Below are 23192 nucleotides of genomic sequence, written 5' to 3'. Positions count from 1 at the left end.
GCGGGCAGTTAGCGGTAGTTTACAATGACAGAATTGCTCTGCACTTTTAGCGCCGGGATCAAACGTCCCCCGCCCGGCACTTCCCAGATAAAACGCAAAGGTTCAATGGCGGGCACGCCGTTGAACGCCTGCGTCGTGCCATTCTCTCCGTCGATTTCCGTACAGCGACTCTGGGAGCAGAGCCGCACCCGCAGTCCGGCTGGCGTTGGGCCAATCAGTCTGTAATTCCAGACCACCATCCCCATCAGACCGGAAACCGCTTCAGAGGGCGACAGCGGAGTAGAAGACATGGCGACACCCCGGTTGCTCAGGGTCACGCCCATGCTGCTTGCCTGCCAGGCGCCTTCCCCGGCCGCCTGTGCCGCCAGCGGGAAGAGCATAATCCAAAGCCATTTAGCCATTATTTTCCTCCAATCGTCGCCGTCATGCGGATATGACGGTTATCCGACAACTCCATATTCGACAGCACCACCAGCTGGTTCAGGCTGCGACGCAGGAAGCGCGACAGCAGCGGACGCAGCGCATGGTTGACCAGCAGCACCGGTGGCGCCCCCAGCATCTCCTGACGTGCCAGCGCCTCCTGGGTCTGCTCCAGCAGGCGATCCGCCAGACCTGGCTCCAGGCCGCCCCCGCCCTGCAGGGCCTGCAGCAGCAGACGTTCAAGCGGCGTGTCGAGGCCAATCACCTGCACTTCTCCGGTTCCCGGGAACCACTGCTGCGTGATTGCACGCCCCAGCGCCACGCGCACCACCGCCGTCAGCTCGTGCGGATCGCTTTGCAGCGGCGCATGCTCGGCAAGGGTTTCCAGAATGGTTCGCATATCGCGGATCGGCACTTTTTCCTCGAGCAGGTTTTGCAGCACCTTGTGCAGCGTGGTTAACGTCAGCACGCCCGGGACCAGATCTTCCGTCAGCTTCGGCATCTCCTGCGTCACGCGGTCGAGAAGCTGCTGCGCTTCCTGACGACCAAACAGCTCTGCCGAGAATTGCCCAATCAGATGATTAAGATGGGTTGCCACCACGGTACTGGCTTCGACTACCGTATACCCCTGGATTTGCGCCTGCTCTTTCAGCGCACTTTCAATCCAGATGGCCGCCAGACCAAAGGCCGGATCGACGGTTTGCTCGCCCGGCAGCGTGCCTGCCGCGGTGCCAGGGTTAATGGCCAGCCAGCGACCCGGGTAGGCATCACCGCTGCCAATTTCGACCCCTTTCATCAGAATACGGTAGCGTGCAGGCGGCAGATCCATATTGTCACGGATGTGAACCACCGGCGGCAGGAAGCCCATATCCTGAGCGAATTTTTTACGGATACTGCGGATACGGCCAAGCAGCTCGCCATCCTGCTGAAAATCCACCATCGGGATCAGGCGATACCCCACTTCCATTCCCAGGGAATCTTCCAGCTGCACGTCGTTCCACGTCGCCTCGACGGCCTGAGTATTCTCCGGCATTTTCACCGGAACCGGATCCGCCGCCGGTTGGGTTTCACGGCCACGCATCCACCAGGCAAGGCCCAGCAGACCCGCCGTAAACAGCAGGAAGACGAGGTTTGGCATGCCCGGTACCAGACCAAGCAAACCCAGAACGGCAGCGGCCAGCAGCATTACGCGCGGGTTACTGAAGAGCTGGCCAACCATCTGCTCGCCAACGTCCTGATCGGTACTCACGCGGGTGACAATCACGCCCGCCGCCGTGGAGATGACCAGCGCCGGGATCTGCGCGACCAGACCATCACCAATAGTCAGCAGCGTGTAGCTTTCCGCCGCGTGGCCCATGTCCATGCCGTGCTGCAATACCCCCACCAGCAGGCCGCCCACCACGTTAATCACCATGATCAGAATGCCCGCGATGGCATCACCGCGCACAAACTTACTCGCACCGTCCATGGATCCGTAGAAGTCCGCTTCCTGAGTGACTTCCGCACGGCGTTTTTTGGCTTCATCTTCCGCGATTAACCCGGCATTCAGATCGGCGTCGATCGCCATCTGCTTGCCCGGCATCCCGTCCAGCACAAAACGGGCGCCCACTTCCGCAATACGTCCGGCACCTTTGGTGATAACCATAAAGTTGATGATCACGAGGATAACGAATACCACGATACCGATAGCGAAATTACCGCCGACCAGGAAGTGGCCGAAGGCCTCCACCACTTTACCTGCTGCTGCCGCGCCGGTGTGTCCTTCCATCAGAATGATACGCGTGGACGCCACGTTCAGCGCCAGTCGCAGCAGAGTGGTAAACAGCAGAATGGTCGGGAACGCGGCAAACTCCAGGGTCCGCTGAGTGAACATCGCCACCAGCAGCACCATAATGGAGAGCGCAATATTAAACGTGAACAGCAGATCGAGGATGAATGCCGGGAGCGGCAGAACCATCATCGACAAAATTAACAGGATGAGAATCGGCCCGGCGAGGATCTGCCATTGGGTCGATTTCAGGTTGCCGGGCAGGCGCAACATTGCCACCAGATTAGCCATCAGTGTCCTTCTCGTTCATAAAATCCAGCGCGGCAGGCACCGGAAGGTTCTCAGGTTTCACAGGCCGTTGACCCCCGGCCAGACGCCAGCGTTTCAACTGCCATACCCAGGCCAGCACTTCCGCCACCGCGGCGTAGAGTTGTCCCGGGATCTGTTGTCCGATTTCCGCATGGCGGTATAAGGCACGCGCCAGCGGTGGAGCTTCCAGGATCGGCACGCGGTTTTCGGTGCCAATTTCCCGGATACGAAGTGCGATCAGCCCCGCCCCTTTCGCCACCACTTTCGGCGCGCTCATCTTGTTTTCGTCGTAGCGCAAGGCAACGGAATAGTGTGTCGGGTTGGTGACGATGACATCCGCCTTCGGCACATCCTCCATCATGCGCCGACGAGCGGCAGCACGTTGCATCTGACGGATACGCCCTTTAACGTGCGGGTCACCTTCCATCTGCTTATATTCGTCACGGATATCCTGACGTGACATTCGCAGTTTCTTGAAATGGCTATAAAGCTGGAAGATAACGTCAAAACCGACCATCGGGATAATGCTGAGCACCACCAGCAGCGCGCAGAGTCCAACCAGATTCAGGGCGTTACTCATGGCAGTAAGGGGCGACTCGCTGATGAGGCGCATCATTTCGGGCCAGTGATACCAGAGGAAGAACCCGGCAGAACTGCCCATCAGTACCGATTTGAGAATAGCCTTGAGCAGCTCGGCCCCGGTCTGCGCCGAAAACATTTTCGCAATGCCCGGCAGTGGGTTCAGCTTCGAAAATTTGGGCTGCAGTGATTTTCCGCTAAACACCAGACCGCCCAGCATGACTGGAGAGACCAGCGCCACCAGCACCACGCCGGTAATTAAGGGCAGCAGCGCAACCATGGCCCCTTTTATTAACTGAATAATCTGGCTGAGGATCAGATTCGGGTCATTGACCATAGTGTGGTCAAAACGTAAGCCAGTTGAGAGCATTCCCGCCAGCTTGCGGGCGAGCGACTCCCCACCCCACCAGATAATGCACACCCCTACGACAAGGATCAGCAGGGAGGTCAATTCTCGGGATCGGGGGATCTGCCCTTCCTCACGCGCTTTTTCAAGTCGGTGGGGTGTGGGGGCTTCCGTTTTGTCGTCGTTCTCTTCTGCCACAGTGCATGCTCAGCCCATTACGTCACGGTTATCTTGCCACGGGAGGTTATCGCCAATGGGTAGATAAACCCCTATAATTATGCCCTGTTAACCACTTTAACGATTAAACGCTGTAGCGAGGCTGTTTGCCGTTCAAAAAACGCACAACTCAGGTTTGGCAATCACTTTTTAATACTGATTATTTTTTAAAAGTGTTTTTAATAAAAATAAATATAAAATTTTTAAAAACTGAGTTGGCCGGTTTCATCATCAAAATACGTCTATTTTTTGATCAAAATATACTTATGGATAATATTAAATCGAAAAAATTATAATTGATTTATATCAATGATGGTTTTTCTCCAGTATTAAAATATTTTTCATAACGGTTATAATAATTAATATTAATCTTGACCCGCAATTACTTGAAGGAAATTACCCGCTATACTTCTGCACGGTGTCAATTGAGCCAAAATATTAAATTGAATACCTAACGTGTTTTTAAACTCAGGAGTTTTTGCAGATGGATTTCAAAAATAACTTTATGGCTGGCGCAGTACTTGCGGCCATTTCGATGGGCAGTTTTGCTGCCGAAATGAATGCGGGGACGGTCCACTTTACGGGAGAAATTATTGAACCGAGCTGCACCATTCAGGGTGATAGCGGCACGGACAGTACGGTCCCTCTGGGGACGTACCCTAAATCTCTTTTTAAGGCGGTCGGAACTGAATCTTCCCTGACCCCGTTCTCGATTACGCTCGCAAACTGCCCGGTAAAGAGCGATGGGCTGCCGGCAGTACAGCTCACCTTTAACGGCACGACGACCCTGACCAATACCTCTACGCTGCTGGATGTCAGCAAAATCACCACCACCGGTGAGACCGCCGCTACCGGTATCGGCGTCGCCGTTAGCCCGGCGGGCAAAGACACTCAACTTATCACCATGGATGGGGCAGAAGGACAGGTTTATATTCAACTGGCCACCCGTACTACCGATACCATTAAAGCCGACTTTAACGCCCGCTATAAGTCATTTGCCGCAACGGTGACCGCTGGCCCTGCCGATGCGGATATGACGGTGAATATTTTATACCGTTAATACCTGTTTATCTAATATTCAGCATGCCACTGATTAGATAATGACACGTAATGCGTCATGCTCCGATAATAGTCCGAAAGCGGACTATTATCATTATTTCAACCTGCTCCAATAAGGGTTTCCCGTGCGCACATCCCTGCTGTTTTTATTATGCCTTCCCGTTATAACAAGTTCGTTTTGTCACGCCGCGGGAATACAAATCGGCCGCACCCGCATAATTTACGATGCTGCAAAAAAGGAAGTTGCCCTGCCGCTTACGAACAGTGAAAAAGAATTGCCCTGGCTGATCCAGACCTGGACAGACACTGGCGATGGCAAAACGCGTGGGCCCTTTATTGTCACGCCCCCCCTCTTTCGACTCGATCCTCAAAAAGAGCAAAGCCTGCGAATCACCTGGAACGGCAGCCCGTTACCGAAAGACAAAGAGACGCTGTTTTATTTGAATGTACGCACTGTGCCCGCAACAGCCGCAGAGGATGCCGATAAAAACGTGCTACGACTCATCTACAAAACGCGCCTGAAGCTGTTCTGGCGTCCCGTGGGGCTCAACGGGACACCGGGCGAATCCTGCAAAAATCTGCGCTTCGTGCGCCATGGGCAGCAGCTTGCGGTGATAAACGACGGTGCGTTTTACACCGTTTTTGACTCTCTCTCGCTCGGCTCGCAGAAGCTCGACAGTGCCGATATGGTGGGGCCAACATCACGTGTTGATATCCCTCTTCCCGATGCTGCACCGGCGGATGACGTCAGCTGGCGGTGCATTACCGATTACGGCAATGCCTCCGAAAAATATACGTTCCATCTGACCAGGGGATGAACGACAGAATGATTGCAGGACGTAATTTCTTGCCTGTTTGGGGAACCTTTCGGCTGAATTCGGTTACCCGCTGTCTGGCAAGCACCCTTATGCTAGTGGTGTTTTCCGCAGATGCCCGGGAGTATCTTTTTTCCCCTTCCTCGCTCGAAGGGGACATGCTGACGCAGCAGGATATCGACCTCTCGCTTTTTACAAAATCGAATGCCCAGTTGCCCGGCACCTACTCTTCCGTCATCACAATCAACGATCGCAGGCTGAAGGATGCCAACATTCGCTACGTCAGCAGATCTGACGGGCACCTGATCCCCCAATTGAGCCCCGCGATGCTGCGCGCCTGGGGCATTAATATCGACCGTTATCCTCCGTTGCTGAAGCGTCCGGCGGAGGAAACGCTCCCAGAGTCGCTGGATAACTATATTCCACAGGCGTCTGCAGAGCTTGATTTCTCAACAATGACGCTTAGGTTGAGCATCCCCCAGGCCGCGCTGGCTGATAACGGTCGCGATTTTATCGATCCCTCGCGCTGGGACGATGGTGTTCCCGTCCTGTTCAGCGATTATTCGCTGTCGGGCTCGCAAAGCAAAGAAGATCGCGAGGACAGCACAGAAAGCCGCTATCTGAATTTGCGTACCGGGGCGAACCTGGGCGGCTGGCGTCTTCGAAACTACTCAACGTGGAGCAAATCGGACGGCGATTCACAGTGGGATAACATCAACACGTTCCTGCAGCACGACATCGACGCGCTGAGAGCGCAGTTCACCGCGGGCGAGAGCAGCACGCATGGCGAAGTGTTCGACAGCCTGCAGTATCGGGGCGTCAATCTCGCCACGGACGAAGAAATGTTGCCCTATAGCCAACGCGGTTATGCACCGGTCATTCGCGGCGTCGCAAGCTCGAATGCGGTCGTCTCGGTGCGCCAGAACGGATATCTCATCTACCAGCAGAACGTTGCCCCCGGGGCGTTTGAGATCAACGACCTTTACTCCACCACCAACAGCGGCGACCTGGAAGTGACGGTGAAAGAGGCCGACGGCACCGAACATCACTTTACTCAACCCTACTCAAGCATCGCCATTATGCAGCGCCCGGGACACATGAAGTATGAATTGACGGCGGGCCGTTATCGCGCAGACAGCGGGAGTGACCAAAAGGAGCCCGACTTCCTTCAGGGGAGCGTCATCTACGGCGTCAACAATCTGCTGACCTGGTTTGGCGGGCTAACCCTTTCGCAAGACTATAGTGCCCTCAATACGGGCGCTGGCATTGCGCTGGGGCCGCTGGGTTCGCTCTCTACAGACGTCACCGCCGCCGATACCACGCTTGACGACGGCAGCAAGCATGTCGGCCAGTCCTGGCGCGTACTCTATTCGGGGAAAATTGACGCCACCGATACCAATTTCACGCTTGGCAGTTATCGCTACTCGAGTCGCGGGTATTACAGCTTTGCTGACTCTAATCAGAAGCAGGACGGACACGATAGCGATTTGCTCTTCCGCTATAACAAACGCAACCGCGTTCAGGCCAGTATCAGCCAGAACCTTGCTGGCGTCAGTCTCTATCTTAACGGCTACCAGCAGGACTACTGGGGGACGTCGAAAAAAGAACGCAGCCTGTCGTTAGGTTTTAACACCGTTCTGTCTGGGGTGAGTTATCACCTGGCATATACCTACAGTAAAACGAACGACGAGGAGGCCGACCGGATGGTCTCCTTCGGCTTTAGCGTGCCGCTAACTCGCTGGCTCCCCCGCGCGTGGAGTAGCTATAACATCAGCAACACCAAAAATGGCTACACCCGACACAATATCGGCGTCAACGGAACGCTGCTGGACGACGAACGTTTAAGCTATTCGCTGCAGCAAAGCCATTCTAATCACGATGGGGAGGATACCAGCAGCGTATATGGTACCTATCGTTCTCAATACGCCAACCTGAATGCCGGTTATTACGCCTCTTCCGGCAGCGCGGAGCAGATGAACTACGGGATCAGCGGGGCCATTGTTGCACACCCGCGCGGCGTTACGCTGGCGCAGCCGTTAGGGAGCCAGTTTGCCATTGTCAATGCCAACGGCGCCTCCGGTGTACGCTTCCAGAACCAGCAGGGTATTCAGACAGACTGGCTGGGTAACGCCGTTATCCCGTCCCTGACGCCGTATGAGGAAAATGCGATTCGTATCGACACCGCAAGCCTGCCCGAAAACGTGGAGAGCAGCGATACGTCAATCCGGGTGATCCCTTCACGTAATGCCGCCGTTGAAAGCCGGTTCGATGCGCACGTTGGTTATCGAATGCTGATCGCGTTAACCCGCCCCGGCAATCAACGCGTCCCCTTTGGCGCAATCGTCACCAGCGCGAACGCGGACCTGAGCGGCATCATGGACGATACCAGCACGGTATACCTGGCCGGCGTCGGCGAGCCCACACAGCTCACGGTGAAATGGGGAAAAGCGCCAGACCAACAGTGCGTCGCCCATATTTTACAGCAGGCAGAGGGATACACGGAGAGCCCTAACGGTATCCGTTCAACCCGCGCGCTTTGTCAGCAGGAAACAGCTTATGCTCACTAAAATGAAAAGACGAACCCTTACGGTTTCTCTGACCAGCACGCTGATGCTGGTATCGACGGGGTCTTTCGGCGCCGTCACGGTACTCAAAAATTGTTTCGGAGCCCCACAGACGTATTCCATTGATTACCATCATGAATTTACATCGACGGAAAACGTTGCAAACAACGATTATGATATTCCGGGTCACCTGGTCGGCGCAGGTGCCGACCTGGAAGCAAACTGCACGTGCCCGGGAAACATGTTTTCGTCAAGCACCGTCTACGAAAAAACCCTGGCTGGCAGTCCCCTTAACCCCGGCACCAGCGGTACTGGCTATCTTACGGATAAAGTTGATGCCCACATTACTGGCTATGCTGATGCGATTAACTCCCCGGACGGCAGCTCGCTCACCCCAATCCCGATCAATGAGTACCCGACCCCGCGGGGAAATATGCTTACCGTGCTCGAATCGAGCCTGTCTAAAACAGAAGAAGAAAGCGACGTATGCAGCAATGACTCCCGGCCTGACGGTGGTGCCGCATCGAAACGCAAGTTTCGCTGGAACGTCGTGGCCGTGCTGCTGCACATAAAAAAACCGATACTGGGTGAAGAGGTGATCCCGGCGACGCTCATCGCCCAAAACTACGCCTGCCTTTATATTGGCACCGGTGGAAGCTGCGACGCCACTCAGGCAGAACACGTCTCTGATATCTGGTTTGGCGGCACCCTTTCTGCACCGCTGAGCTGCACCATCAACGCAGGCAGCACGATTGAAGTCCAGTTTGGCAGCATCGTCAGTAAACAGTTTACCCGCAAAGGGCAACCGCCTCAGGGCTATGCCCTAAAAAGCGTCGATATTAACTACCACTGTGACGATAACGCCGTTGGTAATAATGACCGGATAAAGCTCACCCTGACGGCCGACCAGGGCATAGTGGATAGCAGTACGCCCTACATTGCTAAGCTGCTTGAAAGGGACGATCTGGGCGTGCGGGTGTACGACGAAAATAGCCAGAACGTGGCGCTGGATGGGACTTATGCATTTCCAGTAAACCTGGACGAGCAGGGAAACGGCAGCGTTAAAATACAGGCGGTTCCCGTCAGCACTACGGATGCCACGCCCGCACCGGGGAGCTTCGAAGGAAACGTCACGGTGAAGATGGAGCTGCGCTAGAACAGACCCTCAGGTTACGCAGGCAACCTGAGGGTAACGGCACCAATCAGAAGCCGAGGCTGTCCAGCAGATCGTCAACCTGATCCTGGCTTGCCACCACGCCCGCTTTGCTGGCGTCGAGCTGTGGGCCATTGAGCAGGCTTTCGTTCTCGCGTTTTGGACGGGCTGCCGGTTCCGGGATGTTCTCCAGCAGAACCATCAGCAGCTGGCGTTCAATCTCCTGAATCACATCCATCATGCGCTTGATCACCTGACCCGTCAGGTCCTGGAAATCCTGCGCCATCATGATATCCAGCAGCTGGGCGTTGGTGAAGCTGGTGTGGCCCGGCACATCCCCCAGGAACTGACGGGTATCGGTCACCAGCTCGCGGGCATTCGCCAGCTCGATCGGGTTCTCGAACCACTCATCCCAGCGTTGGGTCAGCGCTTTCGCGCCCTTTTCCATCGCATCCTGATGGGGCTGCGACGCTTCAACGCTGTTCAGCGCACGTTCTGCCGCCTGGGCGGTCATCTGCACAACGTAGTCCAGACGATCTCGCGCGTCAGGAATCGCTTCCGCCGCTTCCGCAATCGCCTGATCCAGACCCAGCTCACGCAGGCTGTCACGCAGCATGCGCGTCAGGCTGCCAATACGGACGATGATATCGCTCGGCGAGTGTTCTTCAACGGGTTTCATAGCAGGTTGCAACATTTCCATCACCTCACATGCCGAGTTTCTCGAAGATCTTACCGAGCTTCTCTTCCAGGGTTGCCGCGGTGAATGGCTTCACCACATAGCCGCTTGCGCCCGCCTGTGCAGCAGCAATGATGTTCTCTTTTTTCGCTTCTGCGGTGACCATCAGAACCGGCAAGGACGCCATTCCCGCATCGGCACGAATGGTTTTCAGCAGCTCCAGACCGTCCATGTTTGGCATGTTCCAGTCGGAGATAACAAAACCAAACCCACCCGCCTGCAGTTTGTTCAGCGCATCAACGCCGTCTTCTGCTTCTTCAACGTTGTTGAAGCCCAGCTCTTTCAGCAAGTTGCGCACAATGCGACGCATGGTGGAAAAGTCATCCACAACCAAAAACTTAAGCTCTTTATCCGCCATAAAATAATACTCCTGAGTCAAATACGTATTGCCTGTCCGGCACTGATTTTCGCCAGCATCTGCTGGCTTACCTGGCTAAGATCGACCACTTCGCTCACGCCACCCATATTGATGGCCTCGCGCGGCATGCCGAACACCACACAACTTGCTTCATTCTGCGCAATCGTCCAGGCGCCAGCCTGGTGCATTGCAAGCATTCCGGCGGCACCATCGTTGCCCATCCCCGTCAGGATCACCCCAACGGCGTTGCGCCCCGCATGTTTCGCCACCGAATGAAACAGCACATCCACCGACGGACGGTGCCGCTTGACCGGCGGTCCGTCATGAATTTTGATTTGATAGTTTGCACCGCTGCGCGCCAGCTCCATATGCTTATCACCCGGGGCGATATAGGCATGTCCCGGAAGCACGCGCTCGCCGTCTTCCGCCTCTTTCACGCTGATCTGACACAGCTTATTCAGGCGTTCGGCGAACGAGCGGGTAAAGCCTGGCGGCATATGCTGGGTAATCAGAATACCCGGACTTGAAAGCGGCAATGGCTGGAGTACATGACGAATTGCCTCTGTTCCTCCGGTTGACGCCCCAATAACCAGCAGTTTTTCCGAGCTGAGTAACGGGCCGGCCTTCAGGGTTGCCGGGGCGGCCATTGGCTTATGGGCCGCCAGTTTTGCCCGCGATGCGGTACGAATTTTCTCCGCGATCATCTCGCTATACGCCAGCATCCCCTCGCGAATACCGAGCTGCGGTTTGGTGACAAAATCTACCGCCCCCAGCTCCAGCGCGCGCAGGGTGATTTCCGATCCTTTCCCGGTCAGGGAGGAGACCATCACCACCGGCATCGGCCGCAGCCGCATCAATTTCTCCAGGAAATCGATGCCATCCATGCGCGGCATCTCGACATCCAGCGTGAGCACGTCGGGGTTATATTTTTTAATTAAATCCCGCGCGACCAGCGGATCGGGCGCCGTTGCTACCATCTCCATGTCGCTGTGGCTATTGATGATTTCAGTCATGATCTGACGCATCAGCGCTGAATCGTCGACAGACAATACCCTGATTTTACTCATGCTTTTTCCTTACTCAGCGCATATACCGTTTGCCCACGCAGGCTAAACTCTCGCGCGAGGTTGCTGAAGTTTTCCGAGTGCCCGGCAAACAGTAAACCGTCAGGCTTGAGCAACGGAACAAACCGACGCAGAATGTCCTGTTGCGTCGTTTTATCAAAATAAATCATGACGTTACGGCAAAAAATGGCGTCGAATGGCCCCGGCACGTTGTACTGCTTGTCCAGCAGGTTAACGGGCGCGAATTCGACGCAATTCGCCAGCTCCTGGCGTACGCGTACCAGGCCTTCATGTGGGCCTGTCCCACGCATGAAATATCGCTGCAACTGCTGCGGCGACAGCGTTTTCAGTTCGTCCTGGCGATACACGCCGTTGCGCGCCTTCTCCAGCACCTCGGTGTCGATATCGCTGGCGTAAACCTTCCAGCGCCCGGGCGCCATCCCAAGCGTGTCGGCAAGTGTGATTGCCAGCGAGTACGGCTCTTCACCGGTCGAGGCGGCCGCACTCCAGACGCGATACTCCCCGGTACGACGCCGCGCGTGCTCGGCCAGTACCGGGAAGTGGTGGGCTTCGCGGAAAAAGGCCGTCAGGTTAGTGGTTAACGAGTTGATAAAAGCCTGCCACTCTGCGCTGTTCTGGTTGGCTTCGAGCATGCTCAGATAGCGACCAAAATCATCCAGCCCCAGCGTACGCAAGCGCCGCACCAGACGGTTGTAGACCATGTCCCGCTTATGATCCGCAAGCACGATCCCTGCACGCTGGTAGATTAACTGACATATCCGACGAAAATGCGCGTCGGACAGCGCGAGGCGCTGTGTCATCTGCAACAATAATGACGTTTGCCCAGGGGGCATTGGTGATGTCATAGCGCCTTCTTAATTACATTCAGGATACAACTGGCACGGCCTGCGACCGCCCGACTTCTGTTACTGCTTCAACGTGCTCTTTCACATTAAATACCGCGACCAGCCCGGTGAGACGATCCGCCTGGCTGGCCAGCTGATCGGTTGCCGCTGCCGCTTCCTCAACTAACGAGGCATTCTGTTGCGTCACCTGATCCATCTGGCTGACGGCCTGAGCAACCTGCTCAATGCCGCGACGCTGTTCGTCCGACGCAGACGCAATCTCGCCCATGATGTCGTTAACCCGCGTGACGGAGGTGACGATCTCATGCATGGTATGCGCCGCCGTATCCACCAGGGCTGAGCCTTGCTGGACGCGTGATACCGACTCTTCAATCAGGACCTTAATCTCTTTCGCCGCGTTGGCGCTGCGGCTGGCCAGGTTACGCACTTCCCCCGCCACGACCGCAAACCCACGCCCCTGTTCACCGGCGCGCGCCGCTTCAACCGCGGCATTCAGCGCCAGAATGTTGGTCTGGAACGCGATACCGTCGATCACGCTGATGATGTCACCAATCTTTTGCGAGCTGGTGGCAATCTCCTGCATGGTGCTGGCAACGTGAGAGGCCTGATCGCCCCCTTTTTTCGCCGTCATTGCCGCCTGTTTTGACAGGTCAGACGCCTGACGCGCGTTATCGGCGTTCTGGCTGACCGTCGCGGTCAGCTGCTCCATGCTGGCCGCCGTCTGCGCCAGCGAGGCCGCCTGCTGCTCGGTGCGGGAAGAGAGATCGTTGTTGCCTGCCGCAATCTCTGAGATCCCGGTGTGCATGGCATAACTGCCCTGACGCACATCGGAGACGGTTTCCCGCAGGGCACCCTGCATCGCCTTCAGGCTGGCAAAGATCGCCGAAATTTCGTTCTTACCGAACACCGCCACCGGACGCGCCAGATCGCCCTTCGCAATACTGTCGAAGTGGCTGCTGATAATCGCCAGCGGCTGCACAATCATTTTGCGTGACCAGAGCAGTGCCCCACCGGTCAGTAGCCCCGCCAGAATCACGACGACGCCAAAGATCACACCCGACATGTGATAGCTGATACGGCTGTCTTCCTCTGCACGTTGAACAGACTGGTTAATATCCTGCTGCCACGCGTTAAAGCTGTCGTCGAACGCATCCTGTGAGGCCTGCACCGGCGCGGTCATAAAGTCCGAGAGCTGGTTGTTCTCAAGCCAGGTCGCCTGGTGGTCCAGATCGCTGTACCACTGTTCAAAGTTCTTCTTCATGGCGGCTTTCAGCGCGTGCTCTTTCTCGCTGCCCGCCGCCTGCGCCGTGAAAGCGTTAAACTGTGCGCCAGCCTGTTTCAGGCTGCTTCGCGCGGTGGCCATCAGCGCTTTAATGTCATCCGGCGGATAGCTCAGCGCGGTTAAGGTGCCCGCCTTGTTCAGCGCAGTGCTTGCCTGCAACAGCACGGCACGCGTTTGTGCCAGTGCGGAGCGCTGCTGATTACTCGCCTCAACATCCTGCAAATTCTGATAGCCATCGCGAAACGCCCAAAAAGACAACCCGTTACTGCCAACCTGCAACACACCGCAAAGGATCAGAATCAAAAACAGTGTGGTCGAGATACGAATACGATTTAACATCCACGCTCCCATCAAGCGGCAAGCAGCCGCGGTTTAATTGTCAGTCAAAATGTTTCCCAGTTTTCATCTTGTCCGGCCGGTGCAGCACGCAGGCGAGTTGCCGTCGATTCGGCGGCAGGCGCTTTATACGTGGCTTGCGCAGTGACCGTATTTCCAGCGAGTGAAGCGAGACGAAACGCCGAGACGGCCATCTTCAGACGGCTCGCCTGGTCTTCAAGTGCAGCGGCCGCGGCCGCGGACTCCTGCACCAGCGCGGCGTTTTGTTGTGTCACGCGATCCATTTCCGATACCGCCAGGGCAACCTGGTCGATACCACGACTCTGCTCATCAGATCCAGAGGCGATTTCACCCATGATGTCCGTTACGCGGGTAACAGCATTCACGATGTCATTCATGGTCTCCCCGGCGCTTTCCACCAGTACCGAGCCGGTATCCACGCGGGAGACTGAGTCTTCAATCAGGGCCTTAATCTCTTTCGCCGCGTTGGCGCTGCGGCTGGCCAGGTTGCGCACTTCCCCGGCAACCACCGCAAACCCGCGACCCTGCTCACCCGCCCTCGCCGCTTCCACGGCGGCGTTCAGCGCCAGGATATTGGTCTGGAAGGCGATGCCGTCGATGACGCTGATGATGTCGGCAATTTTCTTCGAGCTGTCGGCAATTTCGTGCATGGTTTTCACCACGCCATCCACCACGCGGCCGCCGCGCTGCGCCGTCTCGGAGGCGCTTTCAGCCAGCTGAGAGGCCTGACGGGCGTTATCGGCGTTCTGCTTCACGGTTGCGGTGAGCTGCTCCATGCTGGCAGCGGTCTCTTCCAGCGCGGACGCCTGCTGCTCGGTACGGGATGAGAGATCGTTATTCCCCATCGCAATTTCGCTGGTGCCGGTATAGATGGCATCCGTGCCGCTACGCACGTTGGCGACGGTATCGATGAGCGAGCGCTGCATATGGTCAACGCTGTTAGCCAGTTCGGTAATCTCATTGCGCCCGGAAACGGCCAGCGTTTTGGTTAGATCGCCACCGGCAATTTCACGAATGTGGGCAATGACGCGACCGAGAGGATTCAGCAGGATGTGGCGAATGCCGTACCACACCGCGACCAGGACAATAACCAGCGCCAGCGCCATCGCCGCCATCTGCCATTTCGCAAAGCGGTAGTCATTCTGGCTTTCCGTAAAGGCCGAGTGATACAGATCGCCACTGGCCTTCGCATATTCCCCGAGCGCGGCGCCGAGTGCGTTTTGCATCCCCTGCGTGGGCTGTGCGAAATAGGCGTCCATGTTGCCGCTCTCCAGGAACTGGATCAGCTCCGTCAGGCCAGCAAAGTATGCAGTGTATTTTTCATCAATATTCTGGCTAACCTGCGCCATAGCAGGCTGCGGCGCGATCTGTTTGAAGGCGGCGTAGTGTTTTGCGGCGTCAGCCAGGGTGGCGCGGGCATTTTTCAACAGATCGGTCTTCGCGCTGCTCTGCTGATTGTTAGGGTCCATCATCATGCGCGCGGACGAGCGGCTCAGGTTGATACGCGTTTGCAGCATCAGATCCCACGTCGAGGTGAGTTCACTCTGCTGCAGGCGAAGATCGTTCGAGGCGGCGAAACTGTCCTGGTTCTGTTTTAATGACGAGAAAAAAAGCCCGCCGGAGATAAGCTGAAGTAGTGCGAAAATGACCAGCACCATCATAAGCATTGTGACAACGCGGATACGGTTCAACATACAACACCTTCTCATAGATTTATTAACGGTGTTATCGGCACAGGCCACAGGAACTTTACATTTGCGAAAGGGAAAAGCGTGGACTAAAACGCGACGTCAACAATCAGCGTATCGGTGTAGGTGCCAGCGGGCGGCGTAGTCTGACTGGTCAGGACCTTCGCGGTGTAGTTGTAGGTGCGCAGTAAACCGTCGGTGCTGACCTGGGACGCGGTCGCGCTGGTCCAGCGTTCGGCACCGCTGCCGCCCCAGCGGTTGGTGGTGGCTTCTTTATAAATATCATAACTGAGGAAGTTGCTGCCGCTCACCATACGCCGTACGTTGTTCAGGGCGTTGGCACCATTATTAATGCCAATGGTGTAGGTGCTGCCTTTAGTACAGGTCACGGCAATGGCTTGCGAGACGGTGGGGAAACTTTGCACCAGCGGCGCGCTGTTAAAGTTCACGTCCGGCGTGGTCATGGCGCTGCAGTCATTGGTGACGGTCATGTTCAGCAGAATACTGGTTGTTGCGGTTCCCGACTGGGGAGACGTACAAAGGCTTCCAAGACCGACAGCACAGACGTTGTAATTGATGCTGAAGGTCAACAGCACCTGGTAAGGCCCGGCCGTCACGTTTTGCCCGGCGACGGTGCGAAAATAGAGCGGTATGTTGTACCGCTTTGAGCCAAGCAACCCCAGCAGGGTGTTACCGCTCCAGGTATACGATTTACTTATCTGCACTTCGCTACTGCTCGCACAACCCGATAATCCACACAGCCGGGTGGGGATCACATCAGTAATACTCGTGTCGTCGGTGCGTTTCAGGTTGGCGCGGCTGTTGCCCGAAACCGACGCCGCGGTGTAATTCAACGTCACCGAATCGTTGGTCAGAACATTCAGTACCGCATCGCATGCCACTACCAGCGTACCGGTGGTTTCCACCTCCCCGGTTCCGCTAAGCGCAAACGACGTGACGCTACCAAACGAGGCATTGACCGTACTGATGGTACACGCCGCCCAGCCCCCGCAGGAGAACAGCAGCAGCATCAACAGCAGCCAGCGTTTCACGGGCCCTCCCGACACACCAGCGGACCGTAGGTTTGCAGCTTATGCTGCGGATTAGGCCCCACGTTCAGGTCGCCGTGCAGCGCTTCCCGGCAGGCGTGATCACCTCAAGCGGATTGACGTCGCTGAGATTCTCCAGCTAGGCGATCCCGTCATAGCCCACCACCGCATTACTGCGCGAGGCTCGCCGCACCTGGCTTCCAACCGGAATCGCTTGCCCGCGCGCATCATGCAGAATGACGCTTGCCACTCTCTCCTGCTCCATCGGGAAATCCACCAGATAACCGCTGTGACGACGGATGGCAATCCGCCGCTCCGTCTCTTTCAGCCGGGTATCCGCAGGCAGATTCAGCGTATCAATCCGGTAGCTTGCCGGGTAATACGCCGACACCCCGCTGACCAGCAGGTAACCGTTGTTATTCGTTTTACCCACGGGCTGGTTCTCATAGCTGACGGGCACGTCCGGATGACCGTCGGTGCTGATCACCACAAACGCATCGTTGATTTTGTTCGCCGCAAACAGCTCTCCGTCCATCAGGACAATCGCGCCCATTGCCTCGCCCCACCAGGTCATGGTGTCTCTTTCGCCGTAGCCGCCGCCCTGCAGTTCGATGTTGTTATTGCGCCAGCCCAGCGTACCCTGCTGATAATCACTGGATTTTGACTGATTTGCCCAGGCCATGTTCCAGCTAAAACCACCGTCAGAAGGCATGGAGTGGTTATAGTTAATCCGCTGCGTGCTGCCCGCATCCGGGGTGTTCTCAACGGTGACGGCAGCGCTGTCGCGTGCGCCCAGCGGCACCTGCAGCGAGAGCGCAACCGTCCAGTCCCCCCGCTGCTGGTCCCGGCTGCCGGCCAGGTAAATACTGCTTGCGCCCCACAGATTTCGGCTCCATGAGAGATTCAGCAGCTCCGTTTTTTGGCCGTCAAAGCTCTCTACGCCGATCCAGGCCGCGCCAATATTGCCGTACTGCCCCATATTAAACGTCAGGGAATACTGGTCCGTATTGCGGCTAAAGCTGGCGATGGGTTTGTCGTTTTCGTCATACACCGTCGGCTGGTCATAAAGGGCAAGATTGCCAAAACCGCGATCGCGACGCGTGTGCTGGGTGGCCACGCTGAACTCGCTGGTATTGTACTGGTAACCCCAGTTGATTTGCCCGCCGTTGTCTCCGCGCATGCGGCTTTGTGAGTAAGAGGTGTTCACTACGCCAAACTGGCCGAGTTTGATCACCGTCCCCGCCCCGCCCAGGGCCAGCTCCTGCGCCCCTTCCGCATGGCCCTCCAGCGTCAGCCAGTCGGTCACCCCGTAGCGATACGAGCCGCTACCGGCAGCAGGACCGTAGTCAAAATTCCTGATGCCATAGCTCCGGCGCAGGCTGCCGAGCGTCACGGCGCCGTCACTCAGCCCTTGTTTGAGCAAATCGCTGGTGACATAAAACGGTAGCGTGGTACTCACCTGACGGCCCAGCGCATCGGTGGTGACCAGCACCGCATCCCCGGCACCGTTGATATAGGGCAGATTGGTCAGGGTGAAGGGGCCAGGCTGAAGCTGGGTTGAGCCAGAGCGATAGCCGTTGATAAACAGATCCACCGAGGTAGGCACCGCGGCTTCACCCGAAAACTCCGGCAGCGGCCATGTCACAAGGTCCGGGCGCAGGGAGAAATCACGTCCGTAGCTAATACCGCCCATCCGCACGCTGGAGGTCCAGCTCAGGGCATCGCTGATCACGTCCCCCGCGCTCAAGGTGGTCGCGTCATCCTCACGGGTTATCAGCAGCGTCGTGTCATAGCGAACATACCCTTCCTGTTGACCGTCGTTTCCGGTGAAATTTTTCCGGGCGTAGCCGGTGGAGGAGAACGAGCCGTTCTCGTTGAAGTAGCGGAATTCATGCCAGAGCGACGCCTGACCGCCAATATGTTCCGTGTGGTTGGTATACAGATCGTAATTCAGCAGCGCCCCACGCCCATAGTGCGGTTTGGTCTGCGCCGTTTGGGCACTGAAAGGCGTCACCCGGGCACTGATCCAGTCGCGGGGAACGGTCAGCAACAGGCGCTGTGCGGCACTGTCATACGCCACACGAACCTGACTTAGTGAGGCGAGATTCACCTCGCCGGCGGGCACATGTTCCGGGGGGAGCCCCGCGCGCAGCAAATCGGCGCTGGAGATAAAGAAAGCGCCGTTACGTTGCGTCACGGGTACCACCAGACCGGTGTCGTAGTGGTTGAGCACGAGGGCAAGCTGGAAAACCGCCTCATCATTTACCGCCTGCGCCTGAGGAGGCGGCGGTAAACTGTCGTCACCGGGATCGGCCCAGGTTGTGGTGCTGACGCAAAGCAGTAGCATCATTGCCGGCTTCAGTTGACGGGCGTCGACTGCCATTGTTCATCCCTGGCATTAATCTGCGCGCTCATCCGGTCCGGCTGACGAACGCCAGCGGGAATTGGCCAGCTGCGGGTGCTGCCCGGGAGGACGTAACCCAGTAATCCCTCCGCTACGGTGCGTTTCTGTCCGCCCTGATCCAGTGACACCTGACTTAATCTGACGTGCACATCCCCCTGATTACGTACCTGTAATGCAGGCTGTCCTCCCTCGTGGGTCACGCGCCAGCTCAGGTTTCGGGTCTCGGCCAGGGCATGATGCGCCCCCTCTTTAAGGGTCGGGATACCCTGTCCGTAGACAAACAGCGGAATGGAATAGCGCATCTGTAATTTAAGGCCGATGGAGGGTTCGGCTTTCGCGTCGGGCTGGGGAATTTCATCAACAATAATGCGGTAGGCTTGTTCGACCCCGACAGGGACTGCGCTCTGTTTGATAAGGCGAATCAGCTGTTTATTGCCTTTCTGAATGGTGACAATGGGCGGGCTGGCGACCACGTCCTGCTGCGCGCTGTAGCGTTCGTATCCCCCTTCCTGCTTCCAGCGCACAATACGCACCTGCATCGTCGTTGCGCTGTTTCCCTGGTTCTGGATCCACAGCTCCGTGGCGTTGGCATCTGCGGCAAGCCAGGGATCGATGGGCCAGAGCAGAATGGTGGCCGCCGCCTGCGCCTCGCCTGTGGCCGCGACGCCTGATAAAACACCCGCCAGACACAACTGCCGGAACAATGGCTTCATCGACTCTCTCCCTTTATTACCATGACAAGGTCACGGTGAGCTGATCGGAATAGGTTCCTGCCGGGCTAAAGCCGGTCAGTAGCGCCACGCCAAAAAGCGGCAGCGCGATGTTATTGCTGTTGGTATAGGTCACCGGTATTGCCTGGTTAACGCCAATTTCGCTGTTGGCGGCCAGCGAGCTGCTGCTGTAGAGCCGGTACGGCACCAGTTCTGTTCCTCCGGACCGCTTCATCCGACGGACGGATGAATAATTTTGACCGCCATTAATGCTCATGCTCAGCGCCACGCCAGGCGTACAGGCGATAGACAACGCCCCGTTTGGCACAAAGCTGGTACTGACTGGCGCGCTTTCCACCCCGTTATGGGTGCCAAAATCCAGCGTACCGAGAAGCCCCCCGCTACCGGTGGCCACCGCGCAACCCGGTACAATGGTCGCGCTGACCTTAAAGGACTGCGATGTCACCGCCCCCGCAGCAGGTATCAGCAACAGCCCGACGATCAGCGCGAAAAAAGGCTGCACGCTTCCCTCTGCGCGTTTGCGCAGACCTGTAAAAGGGGCCTTCATGGCAGTGCAGATCTAATAGGTCACGCTGACGTTAATCGTGTCGGTATAGGTCCCGGGTACCACCGTTACGCTGTTCCCGCCTCCGGTAATGCGGCCGTACAGGGTATAACTGTCGACCCCACCTGCCGTAGACGCGATCGGCAACGCGGTGTTATTGGCAATCACAGAGTTGAACCCGCTGTCGCTGTACAGGCTATAAGCCACGCCCTGTGCCGCGTTGGCCGTATTGACCAGGTAGCGCTCAGGCGTCCCTGGCGACCCCACCACGGATCCAGGGGCGGTGGAATGGGTATTGCCGGTTATCGCGACCGTATAGCTGGCGGTCGTACACTGGACGGTAAAGGTGTTTCCGCCGCTGGCGCCGCTCAACTGCGTCGTAAGGGTGGAAAACGTTGCGGGATGGGTACCAAAATCGAGCGTCCCGAAGTTAATACCACTTTGCGTGGGCGATCCGTTTATCAGGCAGCCGTTTGTCAGCGTCAGCGTCGCCCCGATGGTGCCGCTACTGGTAACGGCCAGTGCCTGATTAACTACGGTCGTAGTCAGTAATGTGCCTGCACAGATCAAAAGGAGTTTTCTTTTCATTTACCACCCTCCAGAAGACGTCTCCGTTCCCTTGCAACATTTTATTTTTAACGTTCAAGATGTTAGCCCCGCTTAACGTTCCTCTGAGGGGGTTATTGAGAATTTAGTTTACGGATATCGCTTCGACCACCCGACGCAGGGTAGTCACAACCTATGTCTTATTGACAGCATTTATTTTTTAAAAACAGAAAGTTAAACCGAAATAAAAGAATATTCGGGCGCGAAGCCTGAGGATATATCCGCAAAAGTGTGATAAGCGTCACAATATATCGTCTGCACATTAACAACAAAATTAATAAAACTTAAAAACTTGTTGTATCCCCCTACGCTTTGCGTCAATTTATGTGCCGAATAATTTCCCGCGCAGTAATAAAAAATCTATATGTATCGGCGCGGGCGACATCTAAAGCGCATAGAGGGTCTTTTTTCGTGGCAAGTGCAAACAAACTCACACTCTTCATCGTGATATTCATGATGGCGGGTATTCTTTCAGGAGCAGCAATTCATGAATACGCATCTGCGGATGCCATTAAAGCCTGGTCGGATAATATTACCCTGCTGACCGACATCTTCCTTCGTCTGATCAAAATGGTTATTGCACCCTTGGTCTTCAGTACGCTGACCGTCGGCATTATGAAACTGGGCGAAACCTCCACCATTGGCCGCGTTGGCGGTAAAGCGATGGTGTGGTTTATCAGCTCATCGGTGCTCTCCATTCTGGTCGGACTGTTTATCGTCACGCTGGAGCATCCGGGAAGTGGCCTGAACCTGACGATCCCAACCGAGGCGGTAGATACCGGTCTGGCCGTTGGGGGCATGACGCTGAAAGCGTTTCTGTCTCACACTATTCCAACCAGTATCGCAGGCGCGATGTCGAACAATGAGATCCTGCAGATTGTGGTGTTCTCAATGTTCTTCGGTATCGGCGGTGCGTCGCTGGGGCAGAAATTCAACGCGCCGCTGGTTGCCGCGCTGGATGTGGTTTCCCATATCATGCTGAAGGTAACCGGTTACGTGATGTACGTTGCGCCGCTGGCCATCTTTGCGGCGATCTCCTCCGTCATTGCCACTCAGGGCTTAGGCATTCTGTTGAACTATGCCTCCTTTATTGGCGGTTACTATGTTGCCATCCTTCTCACCTGCCTGGTATTGCTCGCCGTGGGCTATATGGTTTTGAAAAAAGAGGTGTTTCGCCTGGTCAGCATGTTGAAAGACCCGGTGCTGGTGGCGTTCACCACCAGCAGTTCTGAAGCCGCCTACCCTAAAACGCTGGAGCAACTGGAGCGTTTTGGCTGCTCACGCAATATCGCCTCTTTTGTTCTGCCAATTGGCTACTCCTTCAACCTGGTGGGGTCGATGGTGTACTGCTCGTTCGCGTCGATGTTTATCGCCCAGGCGTATAACATTCACCTGAGTTTCTCAGAGGTAACGGTACTGATGTTAACCCTGATGCTGGCGTCAAAGGGGATTGCGGGCGTACCGCGTTCGTCCCTGGTGGTGCTGGCCGCGACCATTCCAAGTTTTAATATCCCGGTAGCGGGCATTCTGCTGCTGATGGGGATCGACCATTTCCTGGATATGGGGCGTTCAGCCATTAACGTGCTGGGGAACGGGATTGCGACCGCGATGCTGTCGCAGAATGAAGGGGCGCGGGAAGCGGAAGCTGAGCTGGTAAAGCAGGAAGCGTAAGGATATGAAAGGGGTGAGGCCTGATGCCCTCACCCCGACCCTCTCCCACAGGGAGAGGGAGCAAACATAAAAAACGGCAACCGGGTTGCCGTTTTGCTTTTACCTACGCTACGTGATTCGCCGCGATATCCAGCAGCGCCATCTCTTCGCTGTTCAGCAGCTTCTCAATGTTCACCAGAATCAGCATACGCTCGCCGAGCGCACCCAGACCGGTCAGGTATTCGGTCGACAGGGTGACCGCAAACTCCGGCGCAGGGCGAATCTGGTCAGAGGTCAGAGAGAGCACGTCAGATACGCCATCCACCACGATACCCACCACGCGCTGCCCCAGGTTCAGGACGATCACCACGGTGTTGTCATTGTAGTCAACGTCGCCCTGGCTGAACTTCACGCGCAGATCGACGATGGGCACAATGACGCCGCGCAGGTTGGTGACACCTTTAATAAAAGCAGGTGTGTTAGCGATGCGGGTAACCTGATCGTAACCACGAATTTCCTGCACTTTAAGGATATCGATGCCGTACTCCTCATCGCCTAAAGTGAATACCAGGAATTCCTGTCCTGATGGCTCGCCCGCCAGTTTCGTTACATTACTCATACCGGTCAT

General features: G+C 56.4%; 19 protein-coding genes and 1 pseudogene. 5 read left to right on the top strand and 15 right to left on the bottom strand.

What is annotated here, in order from left to right; all coding sequences use genetic code 11:
- Positions 1-8: 8 nt before the first annotated feature.
- From flhE to flhB, 3 genes are read right to left on the bottom strand one after another with little or no spacing between them, the layout of a single operon-like run.
- Positions 9-401, bottom strand: coding sequence for a flagellar protein FlhE (gene flhE, locus O1723_RS08440; protein ID WP_014884333.1), 393 nt, complete (start codon positions 399-401; stop codon positions 9-11).
- A complete protein-coding gene (gene flhA, locus O1723_RS08435) occupies positions 401-2479 on the bottom strand; it encodes a flagellar biosynthesis protein FlhA (RefSeq protein ID WP_014884334.1) in 2079 nt (692 codons plus the stop codon). The genes flhE and flhA overlap by 1 nt, the downstream gene beginning before the upstream one ends.
- Positions 2472-3620, bottom strand: a complete 1149-nt coding sequence (gene flhB / locus O1723_RS08430; protein ID WP_014884335.1) for a flagellar biosynthesis protein FlhB — start codon at positions 3618-3620, stop codon at positions 2472-2474. The genes flhA and flhB overlap by 8 nt, the downstream gene beginning before the upstream one ends.
- A gap of 502 nt (positions 3621-4122) precedes the next feature.
- Between flhB and O1723_RS08425 the strand changes: the two genes are divergently transcribed.
- The 4 genes from O1723_RS08425 (at position 4123) to O1723_RS08410 (ending at position 9232) form a co-directional block, all read left to right on the top strand.
- A complete protein-coding gene (locus O1723_RS08425; RefSeq protein WP_014884336.1) occupies positions 4123-4698 on the top strand; it encodes a fimbrial protein in 576 nt (191 codons plus the stop codon).
- A 124-nt stretch (positions 4699-4822) separates the two neighbouring features.
- Positions 4823-5515 carry a fimbrial biogenesis chaperone gene (locus O1723_RS08420; RefSeq protein WP_023337434.1) on the top strand — a complete coding sequence of 231 codons (693 nt, stop codon included), beginning with the start codon at positions 4823-4825 and terminating at the stop codon, positions 5513-5515.
- Positions 5516-5604: 89 nt separating this feature from the next.
- On the top strand, positions 5605-8079 hold the full coding sequence (locus O1723_RS08415; RefSeq protein WP_088555717.1) for a fimbria/pilus outer membrane usher protein: 2475 nt from the start codon (positions 5605-5607) through the stop codon (positions 8077-8079).
- The gene (locus tag O1723_RS08410; RefSeq protein ID WP_023337436.1) at positions 8069-9232 is read left to right on the top strand and encodes a fimbrial protein; all 1164 of its coding nucleotides are present in this window, start codon (positions 8069-8071) and stop codon (positions 9230-9232) included. The genes O1723_RS08415 and O1723_RS08410 overlap by 11 nt, the downstream gene beginning before the upstream one ends.
- Positions 9233-9278: 46 nt before the next feature.
- On the opposite strand, the gene cheZ is transcribed toward O1723_RS08410, so the two are convergent.
- The 11 genes and pseudogenes from cheZ to O1723_RS08355 form a co-directional block, all read right to left on the bottom strand.
- Positions 9279-9923 carry a protein phosphatase CheZ gene (gene cheZ, locus O1723_RS08405; protein ID WP_014884340.1) on the bottom strand — a complete coding sequence of 215 codons (645 nt, stop codon included), beginning with the start codon at positions 9921-9923 and terminating at the stop codon, positions 9279-9281.
- Between the two features lie 10 nt (positions 9924-9933).
- Entirely contained in the window at positions 9934-10323 is a 390-nt protein-coding gene (gene cheY, locus O1723_RS08400) for a chemotaxis response regulator CheY (protein ID WP_000763862.1), read from the bottom strand.
- Between the two features lie 17 nt (positions 10324-10340).
- Positions 10341-11390: a protein-glutamate methylesterase/protein-glutamine glutaminase gene (locus O1723_RS08395; RefSeq protein WP_023337437.1), complete on the bottom strand. Its 1050-nt coding sequence runs from the start codon at positions 11388-11390 to the stop codon at positions 10341-10343.
- On the bottom strand, positions 11387-12253 hold the full coding sequence (gene cheR, locus O1723_RS08390) for a protein-glutamate O-methyltransferase CheR (protein WP_014884342.1): 867 nt from the start codon (positions 12251-12253) through the stop codon (positions 11387-11389). Before cheR ends, O1723_RS08395 begins: the two co-directional genes overlap by 4 nt.
- Before the next feature lie 19 nt (positions 12254-12272).
- Positions 12273-13874: a methyl-accepting chemotaxis protein IV gene (tap, locus tag O1723_RS08385; RefSeq protein ID WP_023337438.1), complete on the bottom strand. Its 1602-nt coding sequence runs from the start codon at positions 13872-13874 to the stop codon at positions 12273-12275.
- A 44-nt stretch (positions 13875-13918) separates the two neighbouring features.
- Positions 13919-15586: a methyl-accepting chemotaxis protein II gene (gene tar, locus O1723_RS08380; protein ID WP_248190963.1), complete on the bottom strand. Its 1668-nt coding sequence runs from the start codon at positions 15584-15586 to the stop codon at positions 13919-13921.
- A gap of 83 nt (positions 15587-15669) precedes the next feature.
- Positions 15670-16632 carry a Csu type fimbrial protein gene (locus O1723_RS08375; protein WP_014884345.1) on the bottom strand — a complete coding sequence of 321 codons (963 nt, stop codon included), beginning with the start codon at positions 16630-16632 and terminating at the stop codon, positions 15670-15672.
- Positions 16629-19012: pseudogene (locus O1723_RS08370) on the bottom strand (fimbria/pilus outer membrane usher protein). Before O1723_RS08370 ends, O1723_RS08375 begins: the two are co-directional and overlap by 4 nt.
- Entirely contained in the window at positions 18988-19746 is a 759-nt protein-coding gene (locus tag O1723_RS08365) for a fimbrial biogenesis chaperone (RefSeq protein WP_032665643.1), read from the bottom strand. The pseudogene O1723_RS08370 and the gene O1723_RS08365 overlap by 25 nt, the downstream one beginning before the upstream one ends.
- A 16-nt stretch (positions 19747-19762) precedes the next feature.
- The gene (locus O1723_RS08360; RefSeq protein ID WP_032629056.1) at positions 19763-20311 is read right to left on the bottom strand and encodes a Csu type fimbrial protein; all 549 of its coding nucleotides are present in this window, start codon (positions 20309-20311) and stop codon (positions 19763-19765) included.
- Between the two features lie 12 nt (positions 20312-20323).
- Positions 20324-20896 (bottom strand): Csu type fimbrial protein, encoded by a 573-nt coding sequence (locus tag O1723_RS08355; protein WP_023337442.1) that lies wholly within the window; start codon positions 20894-20896, stop codon positions 20324-20326.
- A 429-nt stretch (positions 20897-21325) separates the two neighbouring features.
- Between O1723_RS08355 and O1723_RS08350 the strand changes: the two genes are divergently transcribed.
- Positions 21326-22585: a dicarboxylate/amino acid:cation symporter gene (locus O1723_RS08350; RefSeq protein ID WP_023337443.1), complete on the top strand. Its 1260-nt coding sequence runs from the start codon at positions 21326-21328 to the stop codon at positions 22583-22585.
- A 103-nt stretch (positions 22586-22688) separates the two neighbouring features.
- Here the strand turns inward: O1723_RS08350 and cheW are convergent, their stop codons facing one another.
- Positions 22689-23192, bottom strand: coding sequence for a chemotaxis protein CheW (gene cheW, locus O1723_RS08345; RefSeq protein ID WP_014884351.1), 504 nt, complete (start codon positions 23190-23192; stop codon positions 22689-22691).

It is taken from the genome of Enterobacter cloacae complex sp. HYC080_NIDB (assembly GCF_056673325.1).
The sequence above is the reverse complement of the archived record's forward strand: the minus strand, read 5'-3'. Positions and strand labels throughout refer to the sequence as shown.